The 26,316-nt window shown below is 39.1% G+C and carries 19 protein-coding genes and 1 tRNA gene; 9 read left to right on the forward strand and 11 right to left on the reverse strand.

Going from position 1 to position 26,316, the window contains the following annotated elements; translation table 11 throughout:
- A complete protein-coding gene (locus tag ACA100_RS10425; protein ID WP_481077646.1) occupies positions 1-1,065 on the forward strand; it encodes an acyltransferase family protein in 1,065 nt (354 codons plus the stop codon).
- Between the two features lie 70 nt (positions 1,066-1,135).
- Here ACA100_RS10425 and ACA100_RS10430 read toward each other — a convergent pair whose 3' ends face one another.
- The 3 genes from ACA100_RS10430 to nhaC all read right to left on the reverse strand — a co-directional run bounded on the left by ACA100_RS10430 (position 1,136) and on the right by nhaC (position 5,646).
- On the reverse strand, positions 1,136-2,617 hold the full coding sequence (locus tag ACA100_RS10430; protein ID WP_481077647.1) for an aldehyde dehydrogenase family protein: 1,482 nt from the start codon (positions 2,615-2,617) through the stop codon (positions 1,136-1,138).
- An 87-nt stretch (positions 2,618-2,704) separates the two neighbouring features.
- Positions 2,705-4,066, reverse strand: coding sequence for a putrescine aminotransferase (locus ACA100_RS10435; RefSeq protein ID WP_481077648.1), 1,362 nt, complete (start codon positions 4,064-4,066; stop codon positions 2,705-2,707).
- 50 nt (positions 4,067-4,116) lie between these two features.
- Positions 4,117-5,646 carry a Na+/H+ antiporter NhaC gene (nhaC, locus tag ACA100_RS10440; protein ID WP_481077649.1) on the reverse strand — a complete coding sequence of 510 codons (1,530 nt, stop codon included), beginning with the start codon at positions 5,644-5,646 and terminating at the stop codon, positions 4,117-4,119.
- Positions 5,647-6,219: 573 nt separating this feature from the next.
- Here nhaC and ACA100_RS10445 point away from each other — a divergent pair.
- Positions 6,220-6,813, forward strand: coding sequence for a TetR/AcrR family transcriptional regulator (locus ACA100_RS10445; RefSeq protein WP_481077650.1), 594 nt, complete (start codon positions 6,220-6,222; stop codon positions 6,811-6,813).
- Here ACA100_RS10445 and ACA100_RS10450 read toward each other — a convergent pair.
- From ACA100_RS10450 to ACA100_RS10485, 8 genes are all read right to left on the reverse strand, one after another.
- Positions 6,797-7,486, reverse strand: a complete 690-nt coding sequence (locus ACA100_RS10450; protein ID WP_481077651.1) for a response regulator — start codon at positions 7,484-7,486, stop codon at positions 6,797-6,799. The two genes, ACA100_RS10445 and ACA100_RS10450, sit on opposite strands and share 17 nt — an antisense overlap.
- The gene (locus ACA100_RS10455; protein ID WP_481077652.1) at positions 7,483-10,152 is read right to left on the reverse strand and encodes an ATP-binding protein; all 2,670 of its coding nucleotides are present in this window, start codon (positions 10,150-10,152) and stop codon (positions 7,483-7,485) included. Before ACA100_RS10455 ends, ACA100_RS10450 begins: the two co-directional genes overlap by 4 nt.
- Positions 10,153-10,225: 73 nt before the next feature.
- Complete coding sequence (kdpC, locus tag ACA100_RS10460; protein ID WP_481077653.1) at positions 10,226-10,786, reverse strand: potassium-transporting ATPase subunit KdpC; 561 nt, start codon at positions 10,784-10,786, stop codon at positions 10,226-10,228.
- A 10-nt stretch (positions 10,787-10,796) separates the two neighbouring features.
- Positions 10,797-12,857, reverse strand: a complete 2,061-nt coding sequence (gene kdpB, locus ACA100_RS10465) for a potassium-transporting ATPase subunit KdpB (protein WP_481077654.1) — start codon at positions 12,855-12,857, stop codon at positions 10,797-10,799.
- An 8-nt stretch (positions 12,858-12,865) separates the two neighbouring features.
- Positions 12,866-14,566: a potassium-transporting ATPase subunit KdpA gene (gene kdpA / locus ACA100_RS10470; RefSeq protein ID WP_481077655.1), complete on the reverse strand. Its 1,701-nt coding sequence runs from the start codon at positions 14,564-14,566 to the stop codon at positions 12,866-12,868.
- A 326-nt stretch (positions 14,567-14,892) separates the two neighbouring features.
- Positions 14,893-14,982: transfer RNA gene (locus ACA100_RS10475), tRNA-Ser, on the reverse strand.
- A 79-nt stretch (positions 14,983-15,061) separates the two neighbouring features.
- Positions 15,062-16,597: an N-acetylmuramoyl-L-alanine amidase gene (locus ACA100_RS10480; protein WP_481077656.1), complete on the reverse strand. Its 1,536-nt coding sequence runs from the start codon at positions 16,595-16,597 to the stop codon at positions 15,062-15,064.
- A 1-nt stretch (position 16,598) separates the two neighbouring features.
- Positions 16,599-18,185, reverse strand: coding sequence for a tetratricopeptide repeat protein (locus tag ACA100_RS10485; RefSeq protein ID WP_481077657.1), 1,587 nt, complete (start codon positions 18,183-18,185; stop codon positions 16,599-16,601).
- Between the two features lie 255 nt (positions 18,186-18,440).
- Between ACA100_RS10485 and elbB the strand changes: the two genes are divergently transcribed.
- The 7 genes from elbB to accA all read left to right on the forward strand — a co-directional run bounded on the left by elbB (position 18,441) and on the right by accA (position 26,313).
- Positions 18,441-19,127: an isoprenoid biosynthesis glyoxalase ElbB gene (gene elbB, locus ACA100_RS10490; protein ID WP_481077658.1), complete on the forward strand. Its 687-nt coding sequence runs from the start codon at positions 18,441-18,443 to the stop codon at positions 19,125-19,127.
- Between the two features lie 19 nt (positions 19,128-19,146).
- Positions 19,147-20,448, forward strand: coding sequence for a homoserine dehydrogenase (locus tag ACA100_RS10495; protein WP_481077659.1), 1,302 nt, complete (start codon positions 19,147-19,149; stop codon positions 20,446-20,448).
- Positions 20,449-20,492: 44 nt separating this feature from the next.
- Entirely contained in the window at positions 20,493-22,235 is a 1,743-nt protein-coding gene (ilvB, locus tag ACA100_RS10500; protein WP_481077660.1) for a biosynthetic-type acetolactate synthase large subunit, read from the forward strand.
- 32 nt (positions 22,236-22,267) lie between these two features.
- Positions 22,268-22,765: an acetolactate synthase small subunit gene (gene ilvN, locus ACA100_RS10505; RefSeq protein ID WP_481079128.1), complete on the forward strand. Its 498-nt coding sequence runs from the start codon at positions 22,268-22,270 to the stop codon at positions 22,763-22,765.
- Between the two features lie 50 nt (positions 22,766-22,815).
- On the forward strand, positions 22,816-23,832 hold the full coding sequence (gene ilvC / locus ACA100_RS10510; RefSeq protein WP_481077661.1) for a ketol-acid reductoisomerase: 1,017 nt from the start codon (positions 22,816-22,818) through the stop codon (positions 23,830-23,832).
- Between the two features lie 65 nt (positions 23,833-23,897).
- The gene (locus tag ACA100_RS10515; protein WP_481077662.1) at positions 23,898-25,274 is read left to right on the forward strand and encodes a class II 3-deoxy-7-phosphoheptulonate synthase; all 1,377 of its coding nucleotides are present in this window, start codon (positions 23,898-23,900) and stop codon (positions 25,272-25,274) included.
- Between the two features lie 70 nt (positions 25,275-25,344).
- Positions 25,345-26,313 carry an acetyl-CoA carboxylase carboxyl transferase subunit alpha gene (gene accA, locus ACA100_RS10520; protein WP_481077663.1) on the forward strand — a complete coding sequence of 323 codons (969 nt, stop codon included), beginning with the start codon at positions 25,345-25,347 and terminating at the stop codon, positions 26,311-26,313.
- Positions 26,314-26,316: the final 3 nt, after the last annotated feature.

Here is a 26,316-nt window from a genome sequence, read left to right on the forward strand (position 1 = left end):
ATGATCTCGATTGATAAACTACTCAGCCAATATCAGCCACTTAATCCAGAAGTTTCTCGACAATTCGACCAAATTCGTGGATTCAGTGCAGCGAGCGTTGTATTTTGTCACGCTTATTTACTCTTTTTGTATCCCATTTGGCCTGCGGCAATGTTGCCCATTTACCTAACAGCTCATGCTTGTGTGATGGCTTTATTTGCACTCAGTGGATTTTTGATCTGCCAATCAGCCTGTCATAACATTCAAAAATACAAGCAATTCAACGTAAAACAATATATACATGCTCGCATTAATCGCATCGTGCCACCTTTATATTTTGCATGCATTGTTTTAGTAATGCTCTATTGGTTATCGCCTTCTGTCTTTGCCACTAGTAATCGTGAATTTAAGATCATCAGCGAAACCATGAGCCAAGCTAATATGAGCCTCCATCTCAAAGATTTACTGGGTGTTTTATTCTTTATGAATGGCTTTATCACGGAAACGCCCGCCAGTAATTTTGCTTTTTGGTCATTATCTTTTGAAGCTTGGTTTTACATACTGTTTGGGATTTTACTATTACCCAATCGAAGCATGAGCATATTATTTTCACTCGTTGGCTTAGTGATTTTAAGCACTTTAAATTATATATTTTTATTATATGTATGCATTTGGCTTGCTGGTGCAATCGCCGTTTTACTCTATCAGCAGCGCTACCATTTGAATAAAAAACAGATCATCTTCATCATCATGATGATCACAATAATGCTTGGGTTTTTATACATTATTCAAGCATCTCCATTGGCCATTTATGGCACATGGATTGGTATCATCTTAGCCATTTTGCTCTATTTAATTGCGACTCAAAAAGTTAAGATTTGGCTACCTTGCTATTTCATTGCAAAAACATCCTATACAATTTATCTCTTGCATTTCCCAATTTTGTTATTCATTTATGGCGTGATTCAACCTTATATTTATCACAATGTTATGTTACTCATTTTCTCTACATTATCTGCCGCCACATTATCCATCATCATTGGGATAATTTGTGGTAAACGCATCGAAAACATTCAGATTCTTTAACCTGTGCTTTCAAATAAAAACCCAAAAGCTAATCATAACTTTTGGGCTTAATTATCAAGCAATATTTAAATTAGCTTGGGAACCAACCTGGTGATTCTGGCTTCAAGCGAATATTGATTTGCTTCACTTCTTGGAAATCTTCTAAGCCATAAGTCCCCAAACTGTGTCCAATACCACTTTGTTTATAACCGCCCCAAGGCGCTTCAATAAATGTTGGATGATAATCATTAATCCATGTAATACCTGAGCGAATCTTCTTAATCACACGTAATGCTCTTGATCCATCTTTTGAAAATACAGCACCTGCTAAACCATAATTTGTAGAGTTAGCTAAAGCAATCGCTTCTTCTTCGGTTTTGAATTTTTGCACTGTCACAACTGGCCCGAAGATCTCTTCTTGAACGATGCGCATATCATTATCGACATCGACAAAAATCGTTGGCGAAATAAAGAAGCCTTTTGCCAATTCACCTTCTGTCAAACGAATGCCGCCAAAAGCTACTTTAGCACCTTCTTTTTGACCAATTTCAATGTATTCAAGCACGCGATTCATTTGTGCTTCTGAAACAAGTGGCCCCATATGAGAGTTTTTATCCATACCTGAACCTACTTTGATCTTCTCTGCTTTTTCCACTAAAAGCTTCACATAATCATCGTAAATGGATTCTTCAACAAGGATTCGGCTACCCGCAGAACATACTTGGCCTGTGCCATAAAAAATACCAAACAAGCCATAATCTACAGCCAAATCTAAATCCGTATCTGCAAACACAACATTAGGAGATTTACCACCAAGCTCAAGTGATACACGCTTTAAATTGCCTTCAGCTGATGCTTTCATGATTTTTTTGCCCACAGCCGTACTGCCTGTAAAGGAAACTAAATCAATATCATCGCTTTCTGAGATCGTTTGACCAACAACATTACCTTCGCCCATCACCATATTAATAGTGCCTTTAGGCAATGCTTCAACGCTGTCTAGAATTTCAAATAACACCATACAAGATAATGGCGTTAATTCTGCAGGTTTAAATACAATGGAGTTACCTGCTGCTAAAGCTGGTGCAATTTTCCAAACACTCATTAGTAATGGATAGTTCCAAGGTACGATCAAGCCTGTCACGCCCGCTGGCTCGCGGACAATCATAGATTGATAATCTTCTGAAGCATTAAACACTTCACCTTGAGTACCACGAATCAAACCCGCATAGTAACGGAAAGTTGAAGCTGCATCAGCAACATCACCTTGCGCTTCTGGTAAAATTTTACCATTATCCAAAGTATCCAATGTTGCAAGCTCTTCAGCTCGTGCATCAATTTTATCAGCAATTTCATTCAACACATCAGCGCGTTCACGCGTAGATAAATCGGCCCAAACACCACTTTCAAAATTAGCCTTAGCTACTTTGATCGCTTCAATCGTTTGCTCTTTAGAAGAGTGAAATCCTCGACCAATCACTTCTTGATTCGCTGGATTAATGACAATATTTTCTTTACCTGAATCAGGCTTAACCCATTCACCATTAATATAGTTCAAAATTTCTTTAACCATTATTTTCTCCGTGTCTGCTTATTAAGAGCACTATAAGGGGAAATCTCTCACCAATCGCCCCTTATACTAATAATTAATCTTAAATCATTACCCTTTTCTCAAAACTTCGAGCACTTCTTTAAATGATTTGAGTACATAATCAACTTCTTCATAAGAAATAGTCAAAGGCGGTTCAATACGAATTGTTTTTGAATTCACCAATGTACCCGCTACAACAATACCACGTTCAAAGATGCCTTTAGAAGCTTCATAACCAATTTCATCTTTATGGAACTCAATACCGATCATTAAACCTTGACCACGAATTTCCATTACTAGATCATCATAGCCATCCGCTGCCGCTTTCAAGCCATTAAGGAAATATTCACCCACTTCTGCCGCACGCGCAGGTAAATTCTCTTCTAATAAAACATCGATCGTTGCCAATGCTGCAGCACAAGCCAATGGATTACCGCCAAACGTTGTTGTGTGCATGAATGGATTATCAAACATCGGTGCAAATACTTTTTCAGAAGCAATTGTTGCACCAATTGGCATCACACCGCCACCAAATGCTTTTGCCAAACACATAATATCAGGCACAACACCTTCCAATTCACATGCAAACATTGAACCTGCACGCCCCATACCTGTTTGAACTTCATCGAAAATCAATAATGCGCCAAATTCATCACATAATTGGCGGACGGCTTTCAAGTACCCTTTAGGTGGAATAATGATTCCGCCTTCCCCTTGAATCGGCTCTAAAATCACAGCTGTAACATTTTCTTGTACTGCTGCACATGCCTCAAATGTTTTACGCATCATATCAATATCACCATATAATACGTGTCTAAAACCTTGTGGTAATGGCATAAATGGTTTACGGAATATGCCTTTTGCCGTGCCTGCTAATGAGCCTAAGCTTTTACCATGGAATGCACCTACCGTTGAAATGAATGTAGAAGCATTAGGATTATGTTTATAAGTGTACAACTTAGTAATTTTTAATGCTGCCTCAATACTTTCTGTACCTGAGTTTGTGAAAAATGAGTATTTCAAATCACCTGGTGCAATTGCTGCCAATGCTTTTGCCAACATCGCACGCAATGGATCTAATAAATCTTGGCTATGCAATGCCTGATGTTGTAATTGATCTTTGACTGCTTTCACAACTTTAGGATGACGATGACCAACATTATAAATGCCATAACCCCCTAAACAATCGATATATGTATTGCCATTGATGTCTTTAAAACCATTGCCGCCATCTGACCATTCTACAGCAGCAAAGCCTTGATCTTCTGTAACTGTTTTACGATATTCCAAAAAACCAGGATTAACATTTTCTCTAAAACCTTCGATGGTTTGTGCTGTTACCCAAGCTGCATCTTCTGGCGTGACAGATTCCTTTTCAACCAATCCCAATACCTTGCCAATAAATTCTCTAACTTGTTCATTGTTATTCATAAAATTTCCTTTCTTTCATAGTGGTGATAAATATTATGTGATTCTGTTGGTTAAACTTTCTCATGATGCATCGCTTCAATCGTCAATGCTGGATTTGCATCGAGCAAGACGGAACCTGATGTATCGAAATCTACTGGCTCATCTGTTCTTTCAGAGAGTGGCACACGTGCAATTCTAAAGCCTGTATAGCCATAAATAATTGCTACGATTGGACTTAAAAAGGCTAAGAAAACGTAAGGTGCATAATCAATGGTTGCAACGCCTAAAGTTGTTGCCATAAATGCACCACATGTATTCCATGGCACTAAAGGAGATGTCATCGTACCTGCATCTTCCACAGTACGAGATAGGTTTTTAAGCTCTAAACCTTTATCTTTATAAGCTTGAACATACATACGACCTGGCAAAAGGATTGAGAGATATTGATCACACGCAATAATATTTGCCGTCACTGAAGATGCCGCAGTGGTTGCAATCAAACTACCAGTTGAACGAGCAAAACGCAGTAATCTTTGAACGATGGTTTCTAAAGAACCTGTTAACTCTAAAATGCCACCTAAACTCATTGCCAACATTACAAGGCTCACCGTTGGCATCATATTTTCTATACCGCCGTTATTGAGCAAGTAATCAATCATTTCATTGCCCGTCTGTTTTTCAAAACCCACAATCATCATATTTAATAGCGCCGCAACTGTTTCTCCTTGAATAAAGAAAGCAACTAAAGCACCTAACAATGAACCAATGATTAAACCTGGAATTGCTGGCATTTTGAACATGATCATACCTAAAACAGACACTGGCACTAAAATCAACCATGGAGAGATGATGAAAATATCATCCAACTGTTTTTGTAAAGTTGTAATGCCTGAAAGATCCGTTACACCTGTTTTAGTGAAATAACCTAGAATGATGAATAATACGATTGTTAACAACCATGCAGGAATTGTTGTATATAACATGTAACGAATATGATCAAACAAATTAACACCAATAATGCCAGGAGCCATGTTCGTCGTTTCTGATAATGGCGATAATTTATCACCAAAGTATGCACCAGAGATCACAGCACCTGCCACCATTGCAGGATCATATCCTAGCACTAAACCAACGCCCATTACCGCAATCCCAACCGTTCCTGCTGCCGTCCAAGCATTTCCTGCTGTCAGTGAAACACCACTTGTGATCACAACGGCCAAAGGCAAAAACCAATCAGGCGAGATAATATTTAGGCCGTAATAAATCATTGTTGGCACAATGCCACTTGCCAACCATGTCGCAATCAATGTACCCAAAATGATCAAAATCAACAGCGCTTGTACAGACAATGCAACACCTGCGGTGATGGATTTTTGGATATCCAACCATGAATAACCCAAACATATTGCAACAATGCCCGCAACAACTGCGCTCATTAAAATTGGTATATGTGGCTCAGAATCAAAGACAAAAATTCCGGTAAATAAAAAAATCATCATAAAAACGATAGGAATCAACGCAACCATTAAACTTGGTAGCGGTTTATCGTGCTTGATAAATGCTTCTTCAGCTCTTAGATCATTGCTCTCACAACAAGCCATGCACCCTCCTTTTGTTTACATTTTTTTGTAATCAATGTTTGATCGAATTTTTCTCTGTACCCCAATGGAATACAAATTCAAATGCTACTTTTTTGCTACTTATTATCTTTTTTAAATTTTTTAGTCATCTCCTCCCGATGACTCGAAAACAGTATATACACGCCGTAATTTTATTTGCAACACCACATATCTCTATGAATTAATAGATATTTGGATTTTATAAATTTCACATACAGTATGTATATCAATTTTTTATGATATTTTTTCAATGGCAAATCGACACAAAAAGTAGTCAAAAATAAATACATTTTTGATCATTTTTTATTCAAATAAACAATGTTTTTCAATGATTATGGAATTAAATTTTTGTAACTTTAAAACAAAATTTTAGAAAATCAATTGATTCATTAAGAAAAGTAAAATAATCCATATAGGTTAAATATGGATTAGCTATGAATTAAAAATAGTTACATGAGAATTAAATAAGACTTAGTGAGCATGAAAATGCTAAATTAGCATGTCATTATAAATATACTAAATAGATGGCAAATTATTGTAAAAGGGATCAGGAGCATGGCAAAAGCGCTGAATAAACGCGAAAAGATGATGGAGGAAACCCATGATAAGTTACTCACAGCAGCACGAGAATATTTTGGTAAATATGGTTATGCTGATACAGCAATGGAAACATTTACATCCAGTATCGGATTAACAAGAGGCGCGCTTTATCATCATTTTGGCAATAAAAAAGGATTGTTTGCTGAAGTTGTAATGCAAATCGATACAGAGATTGATGAAATATTACAAGAGATCTCAAATCAAGAACCTGATCCATGGCGAGCTCTGTATAAACGCGGTGTTGCATATCTTCAACACTCTTTGGAACCTGAATTTCAACAAATACTATTGAAAGATGCAAAAGCCATTCTCGGTACTGAATTGATGACTATTCAAAGACGAAGTATGGATTCCGATATTGTATTGATCGAAAATGGTATAAAACAAGGCATCATTAAATCAGGAAGCCCTAGAGTTTTAGCGATTATGCTTGATGGGAGTTTATTTGAATCCGCTTTTTGGATTGCAGAGTCGGATTCAGAAGTACGATTAGCTGAAACTTTAGAAGGCTGGCGAATTCTACTGGAAGGCATTAAAGTGCCCCAATGAACCGATAACCCACACCAACTTCTGTGAGAAAATGTTCAGGATTTGTCGGATCATGCTCCAGCTTCTGCCTGAGCTTTCTCATATAAATTCGTAAATACTGCGGCTCTTCAACAAAATTTGGCCCCCAAACCGCCACTAATAATTGACGTTGCGTAGCGACTTTTCCTTCGTTACGAATCAATTCTAACAATAAATTATATTCGATTGGTGTGAGATGCACTTCTTCCTCTTTTCTCAATACCTGCCGATTTTCAAAATGAATAGTATTTTGACCAAAAACATAAACATCTTGCTGCATGCTAGGGCGATGTTGACGCATTTGTGCTCGAATTCTTGCGAGCAATTCTGCGATTCCAAATGGTTTTGTCATATAATCATTCGCACCCGCATCGAGCGCTTGGACTTTACTGATTTCTTGATGTCGTGCCGTCAATACAATGATCGGTGCATTGGACCAGCTACGATAAGCCGCAATAAAATCCATACCATCACCATCCGTTAATCCTAAATCTAAAATCACACAAGCAGGCTGATGCGCTTGAGCATCTATGATCGCCCTTTTCACAGAGATTGCTTCCAATACTTGCCAATCTTCCTGCTCTAAAGTTTTACGAATCAACTTCCGAATAGCATCATCATCTTCTACAATTAAGATTTTCCTAACAACGCTCATAGTGAATCCTCTATTTCGAGTTTAATCGCTTGTGTGATCGGCAAGGCTAATCTAAAAATAGAACCTTGTGCATCTTGCCTCGCTGCCACTTCAATTTTTCCTTCATGCGCATCCATAATCATTTGCACAATGCTCAACCCTAAACCAGATCCTGCGATATTACCTTCTTTTTCTGCACGATAAAATTTCTGAAAAATAAAGGGGCGATCTTCATCACTAATGCCAATGCCATTGTCCATAATTTCCACCCAAACATAGCCATTATCCTGATAAACACGGACATTAATTGTGAGATTGCCTTGACTGTATTTAATGCTATTTTCAAGTAAATTACTCACAGCATGACTAAATAACACTGCATCAAACTGAATGATTGGCAAACCATCTTCGATATTCATTTGCACATTTGGTTTTTTATCTGATGCAAGTTGAATGGTCCTCACTGTACTACTCACAATATCTTCCACACAATCCCAATCAGCGTGTAGCTGTATTTGTCCACTTTCTAGGCGCGTCATTTGTAGAATATTACTCACAAATTTCTGCACATTATGTGCTGAAATGGTTAAAGAATGAATACTTTGGTGAATCTCTACTGCTGGCATTTTCTGCCAATAATTTTGTAAATATTCTGCTTCACCAACCATGGCTGTTAATGGTGTTTTAAGATCATGTGTCACAGATGACAATAAAGTATTGCGCATCTTTTCCGCTTCCACTTCCACCAAAATATCATTGGCAATGTCAGCAAAATGTACACGCTCTAATGTTAAAGCGATCAATCTTGTAAAAGTTTCCAACTGTCGTCTTTGATCTGTGAGCAATAAACTTTCTGGCATTTTTGCTGCAATCGCCAAAATGCCACGAATTTTAACGGGCGCCATTAACGGCAAATACAAAATTCTATGCTCTGACAAAGTATTCGTGCCATATCCTGCCGCTTGTTGATGCTGAAATGCCAATTTTGCAATGGATAAATTAACCGCATCATTGCCTGAATAAATGAGTTGACCATGATCATCTGGCAAGAGAAAAAATACTTCACAATCAAACTCTTGCTTCACAAATTTTTTACTGAGCGCAAGAATCTCTCTCTCTTTAGATAAGCCTGATAGCGTTTTTGCAAAATCAAATAAATTGATCGCTTTTTGCTCTCGACTATTGGCTTCCCTAGCGCGATGCCTCAAATAACTTGTTAAATGTGTTAACAGCAAACTGAGCAGTAACATCACTGCAAAAATTAGCACATACTGAATATCTCGCACAGCAAATGAAAATTTAGGCTCAACAAATGCAAAGTCAAACAGTGCAACTGTTAAAAATGCCGTCCAAACCCCTACAATGCGATTGTAAATCAAGCTTGCAATCACAACGATGAGCAAATACAACATCACTGTATTACTATTATCTAGTACACCAGAAAACGGCCACAGTGCAAATGTTAACCCCAATGATAATGCCGTCATTAAACATAAACCAACTGTAGATTCTTTAATCTGTTGACCAATCGATTGTGTTGACTGCGGTACAGTCGATGGCCTGACATCTTTTGTCTTCGATGAATAATTCAGTTGAATAAAATCTATCTCATCGCCCAGTTTCTGAATCTGATGGCGCAACAAACTGTCCCATAATCCACCTCGAATCCCCATAATTCTCGATAAATTATGCTGCCTTGCATAATCCACCAATAATTTTGCCATTTGTTCACCGTGCAAGATCACTGTTTTTGCACCTAAACTTTCTGCAAACTCTAAATCTTCAATGGCCTGACATTTCAATTGCTCTTGATTCCGATGGCGCCACAAACGTTTTTCGATGTAAACAATGTGCCATTCACAATGGAGCTGATTCGCCAATCGCGCACCCGCTCGGATCAATGGCCCATTATTAACACCTGCATAGGTATAAATTAGTAATCCTGTATCTGTATGCCAAACTCTATCGATGGATTTTTTATGACGATATGTTTTGACTTCTGCTTCGACATTTTCCGCTGTTCGCCTCAGCGCAATTTCCCGCAAGGAGATGAGATTACCTTTTCTAAAAAAGTTTTTAGTCGCTTGTCGGATTTTATGTTCTGCATAAATTTTGCCATCTTTTAAACGGGTCAACAGCTCCTCTGCTGTAATGTCCACCAAAATGATTTCATCAGCGGATTGAAAAAAAGCATCTGGCACAGTTTCATTAATATCAATGCCTGTAATATTACATACAACATCATTCAAACTTTCTAAATGCTGCACATTAAGTGTCGTCCAAACATCTATACCATTTGCGAGAATCTCTTCAATATCTTGCCAGCGTTTTGAATGGCGAGATCCTTGCACATTACTGTGCGCCAATTCATCCACCAACAGCAGATCAGGTTTAGCTTGAATCGCCGCATCAATATCAAACTCTGGCAAAAAATGGCCACGAAAATCATATTGTTTGGCTGGTAAAATAGGCAGCTCACCAATCTGTGCTTCTGTATCTTGTCGTTTATGGGTTTCCACACAACCAATTAATACATTTTTGCCTTCAGCATGAACTTTATGTGCAGCACTTAACATGCTGTACGTTTTGCCAACGCCAGCAACCGCGCCAAAATAGATTCTTAATTGCCCTCTATTTTTTTCTGCAATTGTTTGTAACCACTGCTCTGATGTATGTTTACCGTCCATAGACAATCATCCCGATAAAAAGTTAAGCATCTCAACCCTCAAGCTGAGATGCTCATTCATATTAAATTTTCTCTTATCTACTTTCAATCTTATCTAGCGATAAATTCAGCAGTAAAACATTCACTTGAGATGTCCAACCATTGGATACATTCTCCGTATGATTTTCCATCACAAGATCAATCAATCGCTCTTTTGACAATCCTCGAGCCTTCGCAACACGATCCACTTGAATCAATGCAGATTCAAGATCAATGTGCGGATCCAATCCACTGCCTGAATGACTGATCAACATCGTTGGCACCATGGTATTTTTCTCTAAATCCAATTGAATCAATCGTTGTATGCTTCGCTCGATCAACTCTGGATTGGTCGCTGCAAGGTTTGTACCGCCAGAAACTTCTGGATTGTAAGGATCATCAATACTATTACCTAATCGTCCCCAGAAATATTTAGGCTGCGTAAATGATTGCCCGATCAACTCTGATCCTATCACTTGATCATTCTTCATGATCAAACTCCCTTGCGCTTGGTGGGGAAACCACCACTGTGCCAAACCTGTCACTGTCACAGGATAGACAACTCCCAGTAAAATACTTAAGCTCAATAGCAATGTTATGGCTGGTCGTAAATACATAATTTCTCCTTTATAACCAAGATATAATGATGTCTATCGCTTTAATGGCGATAAATGGCACAATTAATCCGCCAACGCCATAAATCAAAAGATTTCTGCGCAATGTTTTACCCACATTTTCAGAACGATAAGTGACGCCTTTAATCGCCAATGGGATTAAGAAAACAATGATCAATGCATTAAATATCACAGCGGATAACAGTGCCGAATTTGGGCTTTCTAAACCTAAAATATTCAATTGTGCCAAGCTTGGGAAAAGCGGGATAAATAGCGCAGGAATGATCACAAAATATTTAGCAATATCGTTAGCAATCGAGAATGTTGTCAAAGCACCGCGCGTCATCAACAATTGCTTACCAATTTTGACAATTTCAATGAGCTTGGTTGGATCAGAATCCAGATCCACCATATTACTTGCCTCTTTCGCGGCTTGTGTACCTGAATTCATTGCAACTGCAACATCCGCTTGTGCCAATGCAGGTGCATCATTCGTGCCATCGCCTGTCATGGCAACCAACAATCCTTCAGCCTGATATTTACGGATCATGTTCAATTTCTCTTCGGGCGTTGCTTCTGCAAGATAATCATCCACGCCTGCCTCCAAGGCAATTGCAGCTGCTGTTAATGGATTATCCCCTGTGATCATGATGGTACGAATGCCAATCTGGCGAAGCTGCTGAAAACGCTCACGAATACCAGGTTTAACAATATCTTTTAATGCAATGACGCCCAACGCTTCATCATTCACACTGAGAACTAATGGTGTTGCACCGCTGGCAGCAATTTTTTCAACAGCAATCGTCAGCTCTTTTGGCCATTTGCCTTGTTGTGATTCAATGTGTTGAGCAATCGCATGTGATGAGCCTTTGCGGATCGTTAAAACTTGCTGATCAGACTTTGTATAATTCACACCACTCATTTGTGTTTGAGCAGTAAATGGCACAACTTCAGATTGACCCAAAATCACAGATTCATCTTTCAAACTAGGATGCAGTCGCTGTGCCAATGTGATGATGCTTCGCCCTTCTGGCGTTTCATCACCCATGGATGCGTAATAAGCCATTTTGATTAAGCGATCTAAATCAACATTTGGACAAGGCACAAACTCGCTCGCTTGTCTGTTACCAAAAGTGATTGTGCCTGTTTTATCTAGCAGTAATACATCGATATTTCCTGCCGTTTCAACAGCACGGCCAGATGTCGCAATCACGTTAGACTGCATCATTCTGTTCATACCTGCAACGCCCACAGCAGATAACAAACCGCCAATGGTTGTTGGGATCAAACAAACCAACAATGCAACTAATGCCAATAAACTGATCGGTGCCAATGCTCCCGCATGATCCACCATGAAACTAGAAAAACCATACAAAGAACCGACAACAAGAATAAAAATAATACTCAAAGCAATTAATAAAATGGTTAAAGCGATCTCATTGGGTGTTTTTTTACGTTTAGCACCTTCAACCATGCTCACCATTTGATCCAAAAATGATTCACCAGGATTAGCATTGATTCTTATGATCAAATAGTCCGAAACTAACAATGTACCGCCTGTAACAGAACAGAAATCGCTGCCTGAAGCTCTGATGACAGGTGCTGATTCACCCGTAATGGCAGACTCATCAACCGATGCAATGCCTTCAATCACTTCACCATCCATCGGGATGACTTCACCTTGTTCAACGCGAATGATGTCATTCTTTTTCAGCAATTTCGATGAAGTCATCACAACTTCAGTTTCACCACTTTTCTCAATGAGTTTTCTGGCAGGTACATCAGCTTGTAAGCTTTTCAAACTATCACTTTGTGCTTGACTACGACTTTCTGCATATGCTTCTGCAAAATTGGCAAATAGAATTGTGAACCACAACCATGCAACAATGCTGATCCCAAAGCCGACATGTTCGCCACCATTCAATAATGAATGACCGATAAACATCGTACAAAAAATACTGCCAAGATAAACGATGAACATGACAGGATTGCGCCATTGAACCAAAGGATTCAATTTATAAAAGGACATAATCAATGATGCCTTTAATAGGGCTTTATTTTGATTTTTCATCATCTTATTCCTTAATTAAATAACATTAAATGATCGACAACTGGGCCCAGCACAAGTGCTGGCACATAAGTCAGCGCGCCCATTGTGAGTACAACGAAAAAGAGCAAACTTGCAAAAAGCAAACCTTTTGTTGGAAAACTTGCAGCATTCATAGAACGCTTTTTCACAGCAAAACTACCCGCTAATGCAAGCATTGGAATGATGACACCAAAACGCCCCAATAACATCGCAAAGCCTAATAAATAGTTTAAAAATGGTGTATTTGCGCCTAAACCTGCAAATGCACTACCATTATTATTCGTAGCGGATGTCAATGCATACAATAATTGACTAAAACCATGTGAACCTGGATTTGTGATACTTTCAATCGCACTTGGTGTCAATGCCGCCCACAATGTTCCTAAAAGCACAACAGAAGGACCCACTAACATTGCAATTGAAATCAGTTTCATCTCTTGTGATTCCACTTTTTTACCCAAATATTCTGGTGTACGGCCGATCATTAAACCTGCTAAAAACACAGTCAAAATCACAAAAATCAACATGCCATAAAGACCAGAACCAACACCACCGTAAACAATCTCACCTGTTTGCATCAAAAAGAGCGGAACAATGCCTGAAAGTGGCATCAATGAGTCATGCATATTATTCACAGCGCCACATGATGCAGCCGTTGTCACAGCTGTAAACAATGCAGATGAAATAATGCCAAAACGACTCTCTTTACCTTCAAGATTCCCCGATGATTGTAATAAATAACCTTCACCTTTTACTGCTTCTTGCAATGCTGGGTTGCTTTGCATTTCTGTATAGAAAAGAAACAAAACTAACATCACAAATAATGCTGTCATCACCGCATAAATCGTCCAACCTTGCGCCATATCCTTCAACATTCTGCCAAAATAGAAGCAAAGTGCGATTGGAATGATCAAGATTAAAAACATCTGTACAAAGTTAGTGATAAAACTAGGATTGGAAAAAGGATGTGCAGAGTTAGCATTGAAAAAACCGCCGCCATTTGTGCCCAATAATTTAATGGTTTCTTGCGAAGCATTTGGCCCCATTGGCAACAAACCTTCCTGACCCTCTAAACCAGTGAATGATACATATTCAGATAAACTTTGAATCACTCCTTGAGACACCATAAAGAGCGCACTGATGAATGCGATGGGCAACAATAAATATAAACAGATACGCGTGATGTCCACCCAGAAATTACCAAGATTTTCATTTTGATGAGCAATTAAACCACGCACTAAAGCAAATACCACGGCGATCCCTGTTGCAGCAGATGCAAAGTTTTGCACGCCCAAACCTAACATTTGCGTCAAATAACTCATCGCTGTTTCACCGCTATAAGCTTGCCAGTTAGTATTCGTCACAAAACTTGTGGCGGTATTGAATGCAGAATCCAATGTTGGCGCATCGATCTCTTGCGGATTCAACGGCAAAACATGCTGTAAAAGCTGCAAGCCCATCACAGCTAAAACACCTAAAATACTGAATAAAATAACTGAACCTGCATAACGCTTCCATGTCATTTCTTGATCATGATTAATGCCAGCCAATCGATAAATGCCAGATTCAATTTTAGATAATCCCAGAGGTGCAGTTTTAGATTCACTGACCCACATTAAATATCTACTTAAAGGATAAGCCAGCATTGTTAGCAATCCCACTAACAACGCGAGCAAAAGTATTGCATTGAGCATTTAGAAATCCTCCACATGACAAAGCACATAGCATAAGTACGCTAGAGTGATTAATAAAAAAGTTGCAAAAAGTATCGTTAACATATTTTCCTTATAACTATTGCGAGGATCGGGATTGTAGAAAAAATCGTATAAAAAACTTATAAAAATATTGGATCTGTGTATATGATCTTTTTGAGTTGCTATGCAATATTATTTATTATTATCAACAATTTATTGGCAATCACATTTTAAACATAAAAACCAGCATAGCTCACATACAAAGTGGTCTACTTTAATTTAGACAATAAAAAAGCCCTTGTATAACAAGGGCTTAATCATATGATTGGCGGAGGCGGTGGGATTCGAACTCACGAACGGTTTAACCCGTTGCCGGTTTTCAAGACCGGTGCCTTCAACCACTCGGCCACGCCTCCAAAAGAGAGGTGCATTATATATAATTCACAATCAAACGCAACCACTTATTAAAGATTTGATGAAAAATTATACTAATCCCTACGGTATACTCAATACTGTGCCCACAGGAACGCGCAATTGATTACTTGGTAAATTATTTGCTTTGCGTAAATTATCCGAAGAAATTTTATAGCGTTTTGCCACATCCTCCAAAGATTCTCCACGTTTAATAGTATGCTGTTTACCTTGTCCTTTTGCATTTTGTACAGGCGCTGTACCTTTAGCCTCTAACTCCAAAGATGGAAACCTCACTTGTGGCTGACTTTCTAAATTAACTCGAGGCGCATTGTTTCCACTACTAACTTTTGGTGGATTGGGTGTTGCTGTAATCGTCGGTTTGCCATTCGGTACAACTTTCTTAGGTGCAGCTACCGTACTATAAACCAGTTCCGTTGCTGGGCGTTTTTTAAAATAACCACGAATCCCTTTTAACATATCATCCGCCAAACGGCGCTGATGGGATGCAGTTTTCAATTTTTTTTCATCATTGGCATTAGAGATAAAACCCGTTTCCACTAAAACTGATGGAATATCAGGTGCTTTTAACACCGCAAAGTTTGCACGCTCAACATTTTGTTTATGAAGCTTAGTATCGTGCTGAAGATAACTCAAAATTTGTTTACCCAATTCATGCGAAGCTTCGATCGTTGCATCTTGCGAAATATCCAATAGCATTGAAGCGATCGCATTATCTTTATCAGACATTTTTACACCCGCAATGATATCCGAGCGATTTTCATTCTCTGCCAATAATCTTGCCGCCTCACTTGACGCTCCCTTTGTTGATAAAACATACACTGAAGCCCCCCAAGCAGAGCGATTCAAGGCAGCATCTGCATGAATAGAAACGAACATATCTGCTTTTTGGCGACGAGCAATTAATACACGTTCTCTTAATGGAATAAAGCGATCACTATCACGCGTCATGATTGCACGCATACCAGGCTCACGATTAATGCGATTGCGCAGCTCTTTACCAATGGCCAATACAACATCTTTTTCACGAGTTTTATTAGGGCCAATTGCCCCAGGATCTTTACCGCCATGGCCAGGATCAATCACAATCAACACATTCTTTTTAGGCATCTGTTTTGCCACTTGAACACTGGATTGCTCCGAAACAACAGTACTTGTTCCCGCAATCGCTCGATCTTTAGAAACTGCAGTGCCACTTTGGCTGATTAAAATCACCAGCTCATAACCTTTTTTACCTTTCACTAAGGCGGTGGATCCTGGAACAGATTTCACCAAATCCACAACAATGCGTAAGTCTGTGCCTTGCTGAGTTCCCAAACGAACACCATTCACATTTTTTCCGCGAATCGGCAATGATTGAACTTTTTGACGCAACTGAGCACGCGGAATATCCACCACTAAGCGCGGTGGGCTATCTAAACGGAAACTCGTAAAATTTGTGCGCTCATTCAATGGAAATACAATTTTCAGATTGCCATCTGGTGTTGTTGTGCTCGTACCTTTGCCAACCAAAGTTACCGCATGCACCAAGCCAATATTTAAAACGCACAGCAAGCCAATGACAAGTGTACGAAATACTTTTGCTAAAGCATCAGTCATATTACTGTAGAACTCCTTGATATTGTTTCATCAATTCAATGGTTTCATTATGCTCAGGATAAACCACCACTAAACGACTGAATAAAGCCTTAGCCTCTTCAATTTTTTTCTCTTCGATCAGCAACGCAATGTAATGTGCAATCACATCAGGCTGTTTCAAACGATTATACGCAGGCCATAAATATTTTCTTGCATCTACATAATTCCCTTCTTGAAAATATCCCCAACCAATACTGTCCATGATAGCGGGCTCATCAGGTGCTAACTGAATAGCCTTTTTTAAATAACTCATAGCGTGCTCGCGCTCTTTGGCAGTTTCTGCAATTTCTAACATCACATAACCATAGCCATTTAATGCCAATGCATCCTCTGGATTTTTCTGAAGCCATGTCAACATTAGCTCTTCCATTTTGTCGTATTGCTTCATTTCTTGATAAGCGATCGATTTATAATAGGTATAGATGAATAACTCATAATTTGTGACAACATCTAAAATTTCTGCATAGGGTAATAAAAGCTGATAATCATAGGATTTCTCTAACATATCCAACTGCTGGTTATAGAGATATTCTGTACGATCAGGAAATTTTGTGCGCAATTCATCAAAAATTGCTAAAAATGTCGCATAAGATTTTTTACGCAATGCCATATCCGCTTCTGCTATCAAACGAATCACTTGAACGTCTATGACATTAATATTGGGCAAAATCTCATACAATTCGCCAAAACGCCCCGTTGTCCGTCCAAAATCAGCCAATCTAAACACAACATTGACATAATCGCCCTTTAACTGCATGACTTTATCAATATTCTCTTTTGCAATGTCATTATTACGAAGCGCAAAATTCAACAAGGCTAAATGCCCATAAACACGCGCATCATTAGGATAATCATTTACCAATTGTGCCGCATAAGTTAGCGCATCTTTAAAATAAAACTCATTGATTAAAGCTTGTAAATATTCGATCTTAATGTCTGCATCTTGACTATCTTGTGCAGCATTTTTCAAAATCTCCAAACCTTTTTCTGGATCATTTAATAAAGAATAAGCATACATCAACAGCGAATAATTCACTGCACTGCCTTGTCCTTTAGCAATAACATCATTGAGATATTTAATGGCTTCATAATAACGCCCATTATCTACCAACAGACTTGCCAATAATGGCGTAACACTATTGGAGTAATCATTCATCTTTGCAATTTTTTGATAAATGGTTAAAAACGTCTGTGGTTCAATTTGGCTTTTTAATTCACGATACAAAAAGTGAAAACCATTATCATTGGCATCTTTAGCATATAAATGTGCAATTTGATTCATCACATTTGCAGCTTTGTCATAACTATTCAAACGCGCGTAGATAATTGCCTCAAACAATAACACTTCAATATTATCTGGCTCATCTACAAGAATTTGATCTAAATATGATAATGCTTTGACATAATCCGCTTGCCCATACGCTAAGTTAAATTGCTGTCTTAATACATACGGTATTTTCTGATTTTTAGTAATTTTTTCTAAATAACTCGATGCAGACTCAAGATCATTGCGTTGCACAGCTAATTCGCCCAATAAAAAATTTAGCATTGCGCTATCTTTTTGAGGAGCTTCGGCCTGTGATACACCTAGCATAACACTTAAACTCATTACCAGGCTTAATGTCACTTTTTTTATCATAACAACGTTTATCCTTTCAGAGATTTCTGCGTAATTCTACACTAAAAAAGAGCGTTATTCTTCTATATGTCGTTTTCTTTACGTTCTAGCTATAGCATTCTGCAAAATAACTCGATATGATCAAATGAATCTAATAAAAAATTAACACAACATTGGGAGGATGAAATGACAAATAGAGTTGCGCTTTTCTTATCAGGCTCAGGCTATTTAGATGGTAGCGAAATCACTGAAGCTACTAGCTTATTGATCGCTTTATCTAAGCGCAATGTTGTGGTGGATTTTTTTGCACCCAATCGTAATCAAATGGATGTTGTGGACCATATTAAAGGTGAATCACAAGCAGAAAATCGTAATATTTTAACGGAGTCTGCACGCATTGCACGAGGAAAAATTGCACCGCTCAGCGATTTTAATGCAGAACTTTACGATGCTGTTGTATTACCTGGTGGATTTGGTGCAGTAAAAAACTTTACAACCTTCTTGCAAGATGGCATTAATGGTAGTTTACATAGTGACGTTAAAAAAGCATTGCACAGTGTGATCACACAGAAAAAGTGGATCGTTGGCATTTGTGCAGCACCTTTAGTCATCGCTATGGCAATGCGCGATGCGGATCAAAGCAATGTCAACATTACATTTGGTCATAGTAGCGGTGCAGAGGACTTTATACCTGCATTAAATGCATGGAAAATCAATCACATTGATACAAATATCGATGAGTATTGTACAGATAAAGAACACAGAATTATCACAAGTGGTGCATATATGTTCCATGATGCTTCTCCTTATGATATATATCTTTGTTCGGACTTTGTAATTGAAAAATTATTAAAACAGTTAACAAATCATTAGAGTTGGAAAAAATTAACGCATGAAACGTTTGAATATTGGTATTTTAGGTTTTGGTACAGTTGCAACAGGTGTTGCTGATTTAATCAGAGAAAATCACGAAGAAATTAGTGGTCGTACAGGTTACGATTTCTCAATTAAAAATATTTTTGTACGCTCTTTAGATCGTGCAAACCCTCACAATCTTCCACTGACAACAGACATTAATGATATTTTAATGGATGCTGAAATTGATGTAGTGGTTGAATTGATGGGCGGCATTGAACCAAGCCTAACCTATATTAAAACTGCGTTAGAGCAAAACAAACATGTGATTACCGCGAATAAAGCATTGATTGCAACCCATGGCAATGAGTTATTCAAATTAGCGTCAGCAAAAGGTTTGATGTTAATGTTTGAAGCATCTGTTGCTGGCGGCATTCCTGTGATCAAAAGCTTACGTGAAAGCTTGATTGGCAACAAAATCGAATCATTGGCGGGCATTATTAATGGCACAGGCAACTACATCTTAACTGAGATGAAAGAGAAAGGCCGTTCATTTGCAGATGCTTTAGCAGATGCTCAAGCTTTGGGCTATGCTGAAGCTGATCCTACATTTGATGTAGAAGGTATTGATGCTGCGCACAAATTGACGATTTTGGCATCCATTGCATTTGGCATTCCATTGCAATTTGACAAAGTATTTGTAGAAGGCATTTCTAAATTAGAAAGCGATGACATTAAATATGCTGATCAATTGGGCTATACAATCAAGCATTTAGGCATCGCAAAGAATTTAAGCGAAGGCATTGAAATTCGCGTTCACCCAACCTTAATTCCTAAAACAGATTTAATTTCTAACGTCAATGGCGTGATGAATGCTGTTTTAGTGAAAGGTAATGCTGTTGGCCCTGTATTAAGCTATGGCGCTGGTGCAGGCGGACATCCAACCGCATCTTCTGTTTTATCAGACTTGGCTGATATCTCTAGAATGTTAAATGCTGATAAAGAACATTATGTTCCTTATTTAGCTTTCCAAAACCAAGCGCTATCCAATGCGCCAATCCTGCCACAAGCAGAGATTCATACTGCCTATTACTTAAGAATAAAAGCAGTGGACCAATCTGGTGTGCTTTCCGATATTACCCATATCCTAGCTCATCATGATATTAGTATTGAGTTGATGATCCAGACAAAATCTGTTGAAGACAATCTAGCTAATATCATAATGACCACTCATGAAACTAAAGAGAAAGCAATTCTTGATTCAATTCGTCAGATTGAAGCCTTAGCAAATGTTAAAGGTGATACGACATTATTAAGAATTGAATCCTTCGGCTCATAAATGACTTTTTAAAACGATACAAAAACGAAAAACAGAGGTTAATCGTGAAATCTTCAGGTGCAGAAATCATTATAAAATCCCTCATGGAGGAGAACGTTGAATACATCTTTGGCTACCCTGGCGGAGCAGTTCTTCCTCTATATGATGCAATTTATCAACAAGATGAAATTAAACACGTCCTCGTCCGTCACGAACAAGCAGCCGCACATGCCGCTGATGGTTACGCGCGAGTTACAGGCAAACCTGGTGTTGTTCTCTTAACATCAGGCCCAGGTTTAACCAATGCTGTCACAGGGATTGCTACAGCCCATATGGACTCTATTCCTATGGTTGTTTTTTCAGGACAAGTTGCCACAAGTTTAATTGGTAACGATGCTTTCCAAGAAGTGGATACTATTGGCATCACTCGTCCGTGCGTTAAACACAACTTCCTAGTTAAAAATGTTGAAGAGCTTGCCTACACTATTAAAAAAGCTTTCCACATTGCAACAACAGGTCGTCCTGGTCCTGTTGTCATTGACGTACCTAAAGATGTCCAAGTTGCTTTAGCGAAATTTAGCTACCCTAAAAAGGTTTCTCTGCGCTCTTACAATCCAATCATTAAAGGCCATTCAGGCCAAATTCGTAAAGCTTATAACTTGTTTATGGGCGCAAAACGTCCAATGGTTTACACTGGCGGTGGCGTAATCTTAGGTGATGCTTGTGAAGAGTTAACAGAATTAGTCAAAGCATTGAATGTACCCATCACCAATACTTTAATGGGATTGGGTGCTTACCCTGCTTCAGATAAACAATTCGTTGGTATGCTTGGAATGCACGGCACATACGAAGCCAATATGGCCATGCATGAATGTGATGTATTATTTGCAATTGGCGCACGTTTTGATGACCGAATCACTGGCGTATTAGAACACTTCTGCCCACATGCAAAAATCATTCATGTGGATGTTGACCCATCTTCCATTGGTAAAAATATTGCGGCTGATATTCCATTGGTTGGCCAAGTAAAACCAATCCTCCAAGAGTTTTTACAATTGGTGAAAGAAGGTGAAAAGCAGATCAACCCTGATTCATTGGCAAAATGGTGGAACACAATTGATCATTGGCGCACAATGGATTCATTGGGCTACGATCTAACACCAGGCATCATTCAGCCACAACAAGTGATCGAAACACTTTATAAAGTGACAAAAGGTCAAGCAATTGTGACGACAGATGTTGGACAGCACCAAATGTGGGCTGCGCAATATTATAAATTTGATAACCCAAGACAGTGGATCAATTCTGGTGGTTTAGGCACCATGGGATTTGGCTTACCTGCTGCAATGGGTGCAAAATTGGGTGCACCAGAGAAAGATGTGGCATGTGTTACAGGCGATGGCAGTATCCAAATGATGCTCCAAGAAATGTCGACAATGCTTCAATATTCAACACCTGTGAAAATTTTGAACTTAAACAATGGATACCTTGGAATGGTTCGTCAATGGCAAGAGTTTTTCTTCAAGAAGCGCTATTGCATGAGCTATTTTGAGTCATTACCTGATTTTATTGGTTTAGCCAAAGCCTACGGGCATGACGGGATTCAAATTAGAGATCCAAAAGATCTAGAACCCGCACTTATCGAAGCCTTTAAGCAAAAAGATAAGACTTTATTTTTAGATATCATTGTTGACTCCGATGCCAACGTTTATCCAATGATTCCAGCTGGAAAAGGTCATCACGAGATGATTTTACGCGGCCGCGATAAAATGGAAAACACTATGGTTGATGGATTAAGCCAGGTATAAGGAGATCATAAATGAGCACTAATCAACAAGCTATGCGTCATATCATTTCGATATTGATGGAAAACGAAGCTGGCGCTTTGTCTCGTGTTGTGAATCTTTTCTCTGCGCGCGGTTATAACATCGAAAGTTTATCTGTTGCACCAACAGAGGATAATTCTATTTCACGCTTAACATTGGTGACTTTTGCCAATGCATCTGTGGTGGAACAGATTGTCAAACAACTGAACAAATTAGTCGATGTAATTAAATTGGTGGATCTTACAGATGGCTCACACATTGAGCGCGAGATCATGCTGATCAAAGTAAAAGCGGAAACTGAACCTGCTCGCGCTGAACTGTATCGTTTAAACGATATGTTCAGAGGCCGTTTACTCGATGTTACTGAGCAAAGTTATACAATTGAGATGACAGGAACAGCGGATAAACTCTGTGCATTTATCACAGCCGTTGAAACATTAGGCATCATCGAGATTGTACGTTCTGGCGCACTCGGACTCGTTCGTGGCGCAAAAGGCTTGACAATTAATTAACAAATTGATTATTACTAAATAACGTTTATACAAGTTTTAAAGGAATACATATGAATATTTATTATGACAAAGATGCAGATTTATCATTGATCCAGAACAAAACAGTTGCAATCATTGGTTATGGCTCACAAGGCCACGCACATGCGCAAAACCTTAAAGATTCTGGCATGAATGTAATCGTTGGCCTTCGCAAAAATGGTGCATCTTGGTCAAAAGCAGTGAATGCTGGTCACAACGTAATGGAAGTTGCAGAAGCAACTAAACAAGCTGACGTTGTTATGATCTTGTTACCAGATGAAAACCAACCTGAAGTTTACTCAAATGAAATTGAGCCAAACATCAAAAATGGTGCAGCATTAGCATTTGCTCATGGTTTTAACGTTCACTACAATCAAATCGTGCCTCGCAAAGATTTAGACGTAATCATGATCGCACCTAAAGGACCTGGCCACACTGTACGTTCTGAATATGTAAAAGGCGCTGGCGTTCCAACATTGATCGCGGTTTACCAAGACACTTCTGGCCGTGCAAAAGATATCGCTTTAGCATATGCATCAGCAAATGGCGGTGGCCGTGCTGGCGTGATCGAAACTGACTTCCGCGAAGAAACAGAAACAGACTTATTCGGCGAGCAAGCTGTATTGTGTGGCGGCGCTGTTGAATTAGTTAAAGCGGGTTTTGAAGTATTGACAGAAGCTGGTTATGCACCAGAAATGGCTTACTTTGAATGTTTACATGAGTTAAAATTGATTGTTGACTTGATGTACGAAGGCGGCATTGAAAACATGAACTACTCCATCTCTAACAACGCTGAGTACGGCGAATATGTAACAGGTGAAGAAGTGATCACTGCTGAATCAAAAGAAGCGATGCGTAAAGCATTGAAGCGCATTCAAACTGGTGAATATGCGAAAATGTTCATCTTGGAAGGTAAAACAAATTACCCTTCAATGACAGCTCGTCGTCGCTTAACATCAGAACATCCAATTGAACAAACAGGTCGTAAATTGCGCTCTATGATGCCATGGATTGCGCAAAACCGTTTAGTGGATCAGTCTAAGAACTAAGATCAGAAGGTCAAAAGAAGACTGGCAACAGTCTTCTTTTTTAGAAGTTAAAAAAGGAAAAAGTTATGTCTAATATTTGGACACCCGATAGTTGGAGAAAATTCCCAGCAGCACAGATGCCTAATTATCCTGATGCTGCAAAATTGAAAGAGGTTGAAGACCGCTTACATGAAGCCCCACCATTAGTTTTTGCAGGTGAAGCTCGCACATTAAAACAATCACTCGCAGAAGCAGCTTATGGCCGCGCATTCTTGCTGCAAGGTGGTGACTGTGCAGAAAGCTTTTCGGAATTTAATGCAACAAATATCAGAGATAGCTTTCGCGTATTATTGCAAATGGCTGTAGTTTTAACATTTGCTGCAAGCAGCCCAGTGATTAAAGTTGGTCGCATGGCTGGCCAATTTGCAAAACCGCGCTCAGAAGATTTAGAAACCATCAATGGCATTACTCTGCCAAGCTATCGCGGCGATATCGTCAATGGTATAGATTTCACAGCTGAAGCACGTATTCCTGATCCTGAGCGCTTATGGAAAGCTTATGGCCAATCAGGGTTAACATTAAACTTAATCCGTGCATTTGCATCGGGTGGTTATGCTGATCTTCATCGTGTGCAAGGCTGGACAATGGATTTCTTAGATTCATCACCACAAGCTACAAAATATGCTGATTTAGCAAACCGCATTCAAGATGCATTGAACTTTATGACAGCATGCGGCATTCGCCCTGATTCTGTGCGTGCATTGAAAGAAGTTGATTTCTACACTTCACATGAAATGTTGCTGTTAGGTTACGAAGAAGCAATGACACGCGTCGATTCCACAACGGGCGATTGGTACGATACTTCTGCCCACTTCATCTGGATTGGTGAAAGAACACGTCAATTAGATGGCGCACATATAGAATTTGCTCGTGGCATTTCTAACCCAATCGGCGTCAAAGTGAGCCAAAAAATGTCAGGGGATGAATTGATTCGTTTAATTGATGCGTTGAACCCTGACAATGAAGCAGGTCGATTAACATTGATCACTCGCATGGGTGATACAAATCTTTTGGAATACTTACCTGCTCTTCTTCGCCGAGTCAAAGAAGAAGGTCGTAATGTTGTATGGATCTGTGATGCAATGCATGGCAATACGATCAAGACTGAGAATGGCTATAAAACGCGTCCATTTGATCGCATTTTGGCAGAAGTCACAGCATTCTTCGATGCACATAATGCAGAAAAAACACATGCAGGCGGCGTTCATTTTGAAATGACAGGCAAAGATGTCACAGAATGCACAGGCGGTGCACAAAACATCACTGATGAAGATTTATCGAGCCGTTATCACACTCACTGTGATCCTCGTTTAAATGCTGCGCAAAGCTTGGAATTAGCCTTCTTGACAGCAGAAAAACTGAACGAACATAAGAAAATCATGGCTGATTATTCTACAAAATAATCTGTTCTTTTTAGTTTTTAAATGGGCATGCTAGAATATGCCCATTTCGTTAACTCTAGGAGTATGAGTTTTGAACCCTAATTTTTTAAGTTTTGAAGCACCAATTTTAGAACTAGATGCTAAAATCGAAGCTCTACAAAGTGATACTTTACATACTGTTGCAGATGTCAGTGATGCGCAGGCTGCTTTATTATCAGCATTAAAAAGCCAAAGAGAAAAAGAAATTAAATCTATTTTCTCTAAGTTAACACCTTCTCAGATTTCCCAAGTGGCTCGTCATCCTTTACGTCCATATACTTTTGATTACATCAAATATTTAGCGACAGATTTCCAAGAATTACATGGTGATCGCGCGTATGCAGATGATAAATCCATCGTTGGTGGTTTTGCACGCATCGATGGTCGCCCAGTAATGATCATTGGCCATCAACAAGGCCGCGATACAAAAGAGAAAATCTCACGTAACTTTGGTATGCCACGTCCAGAAGGTTACCGTAAAGCATTGCGCTTAATGAAGCTTGCTGAGCGTTTTAATATGCCGATTGTGACATTTGTTGATACTCCTGGCGCATATCCTGGCATTGGTGCAGAAGAGCGCGGACAAAGTGAAGCGATTGCTCGTAACCTTCTAGAAATGAGTAAATTGAAAGTACCAACCATTTGTACAATCATTGGCCAAGGCGGTTCAGGCGGCGCATTAGCAATCGCGGTAGGTGATCGCGTTATGATGCTTCAATACTCAACATATTCAGTCATTTCACCTGAAGGTTGTGCATCCATTCTTTGGAAAAGCGCTGAAAAATCTGTAGAGGCAGCCAATGCAATGGGCATCACAGCAGATCGCTTATCTGAATTAGATTTGATTGATACTGTGATTCCTGAGCCAGAAGGTGGTGCACATCGAGATTACGAAACAGTTGCATTATCTGTCAAAGCTCAAATCATTAAATACTTAGATGATCTCGAAGCATTACCAGCAGATCGACGCTTAGAACAGCGTTATGATCGCATCATGAAATTTGGTCGTTTCAAAGGTTAATTC

This window comes from Wohlfahrtiimonas sp. XWW7, assembly GCF_056716055.1.

Coding starts and splice junctions, on each gene's coding strand:
- ACA100_RS10425 (WP_481077646.1), top strand. CDS start 1: ATGATCTCGATTGATAAACTACTCAGCCAATATCAGCCACTTAATCCA.
- ACA100_RS10430 (WP_481077647.1), bottom strand. CDS start 2,617: ATGGTTAAAGAAATTTTGAACTATATTAATGGTGAATGGGTTAAGCCT.
- ACA100_RS10435 (WP_481077648.1), bottom strand. CDS start 4,066: ATGAATAACAATGAACAAGTTAGAGAATTTATTGGCAAGGTATTGGGA.
- nhaC (WP_481077649.1), bottom strand. CDS start 5,646: ATGGCTTGTTGTGAGAGCAATGATCTAAGAGCTGAAGAAGCATTTATC.
- ACA100_RS10445 (WP_481077650.1), top strand. CDS start 6,220: ATGGCAAAAGCGCTGAATAAACGCGAAAAGATGATGGAGGAAACCCAT.
- ACA100_RS10450 (WP_481077651.1), bottom strand. CDS start 7,486: ATGAGCGTTGTTAGGAAAATCTTAATTGTAGAAGATGATGATGCTATT.
- ACA100_RS10455 (WP_481077652.1), bottom strand. CDS start 10,152: ATGGACGGTAAACATACATCAGAGCAGTGGTTACAAACAATTGCAGAA.
- kdpC (WP_481077653.1), bottom strand. CDS start 10,786: ATGTATTTACGACCAGCCATAACATTGCTATTGAGCTTAAGTATTTTA.
- kdpB (WP_481077654.1), bottom strand. CDS start 12,857: ATGATGAAAAATCAAAATAAAGCCCTATTAAAGGCATCATTGATTATG.
- kdpA (WP_481077655.1), bottom strand. CDS start 14,566: ATGCTCAATGCAATACTTTTGCTCGCGTTGTTAGTGGGATTGCTAACA.
- ACA100_RS10480 (WP_481077656.1), bottom strand. CDS start 16,597: ATGACTGATGCTTTAGCAAAAGTATTTCGTACACTTGTCATTGGCTTG.
- ACA100_RS10485 (WP_481077657.1), bottom strand. CDS start 18,185: ATGCTAAATTTTTTATTGGGCGAATTAGCTGTGCAACGCAATGATCTT.
- elbB (WP_481077658.1), top strand. CDS start 18,441: ATGACAAATAGAGTTGCGCTTTTCTTATCAGGCTCAGGCTATTTAGAT.
- ACA100_RS10495 (WP_481077659.1), top strand. CDS start 19,147: ATGAAACGTTTGAATATTGGTATTTTAGGTTTTGGTACAGTTGCAACA.
- ilvN (WP_481079128.1), top strand. CDS start 22,268: ATGCGTCATATCATTTCGATATTGATGGAAAACGAAGCTGGCGCTTTG.
- ilvC (WP_481077661.1), top strand. CDS start 22,816: ATGAATATTTATTATGACAAAGATGCAGATTTATCATTGATCCAGAAC.
- ACA100_RS10515 (WP_481077662.1), top strand. CDS start 23,898: ATGTCTAATATTTGGACACCCGATAGTTGGAGAAAATTCCCAGCAGCA.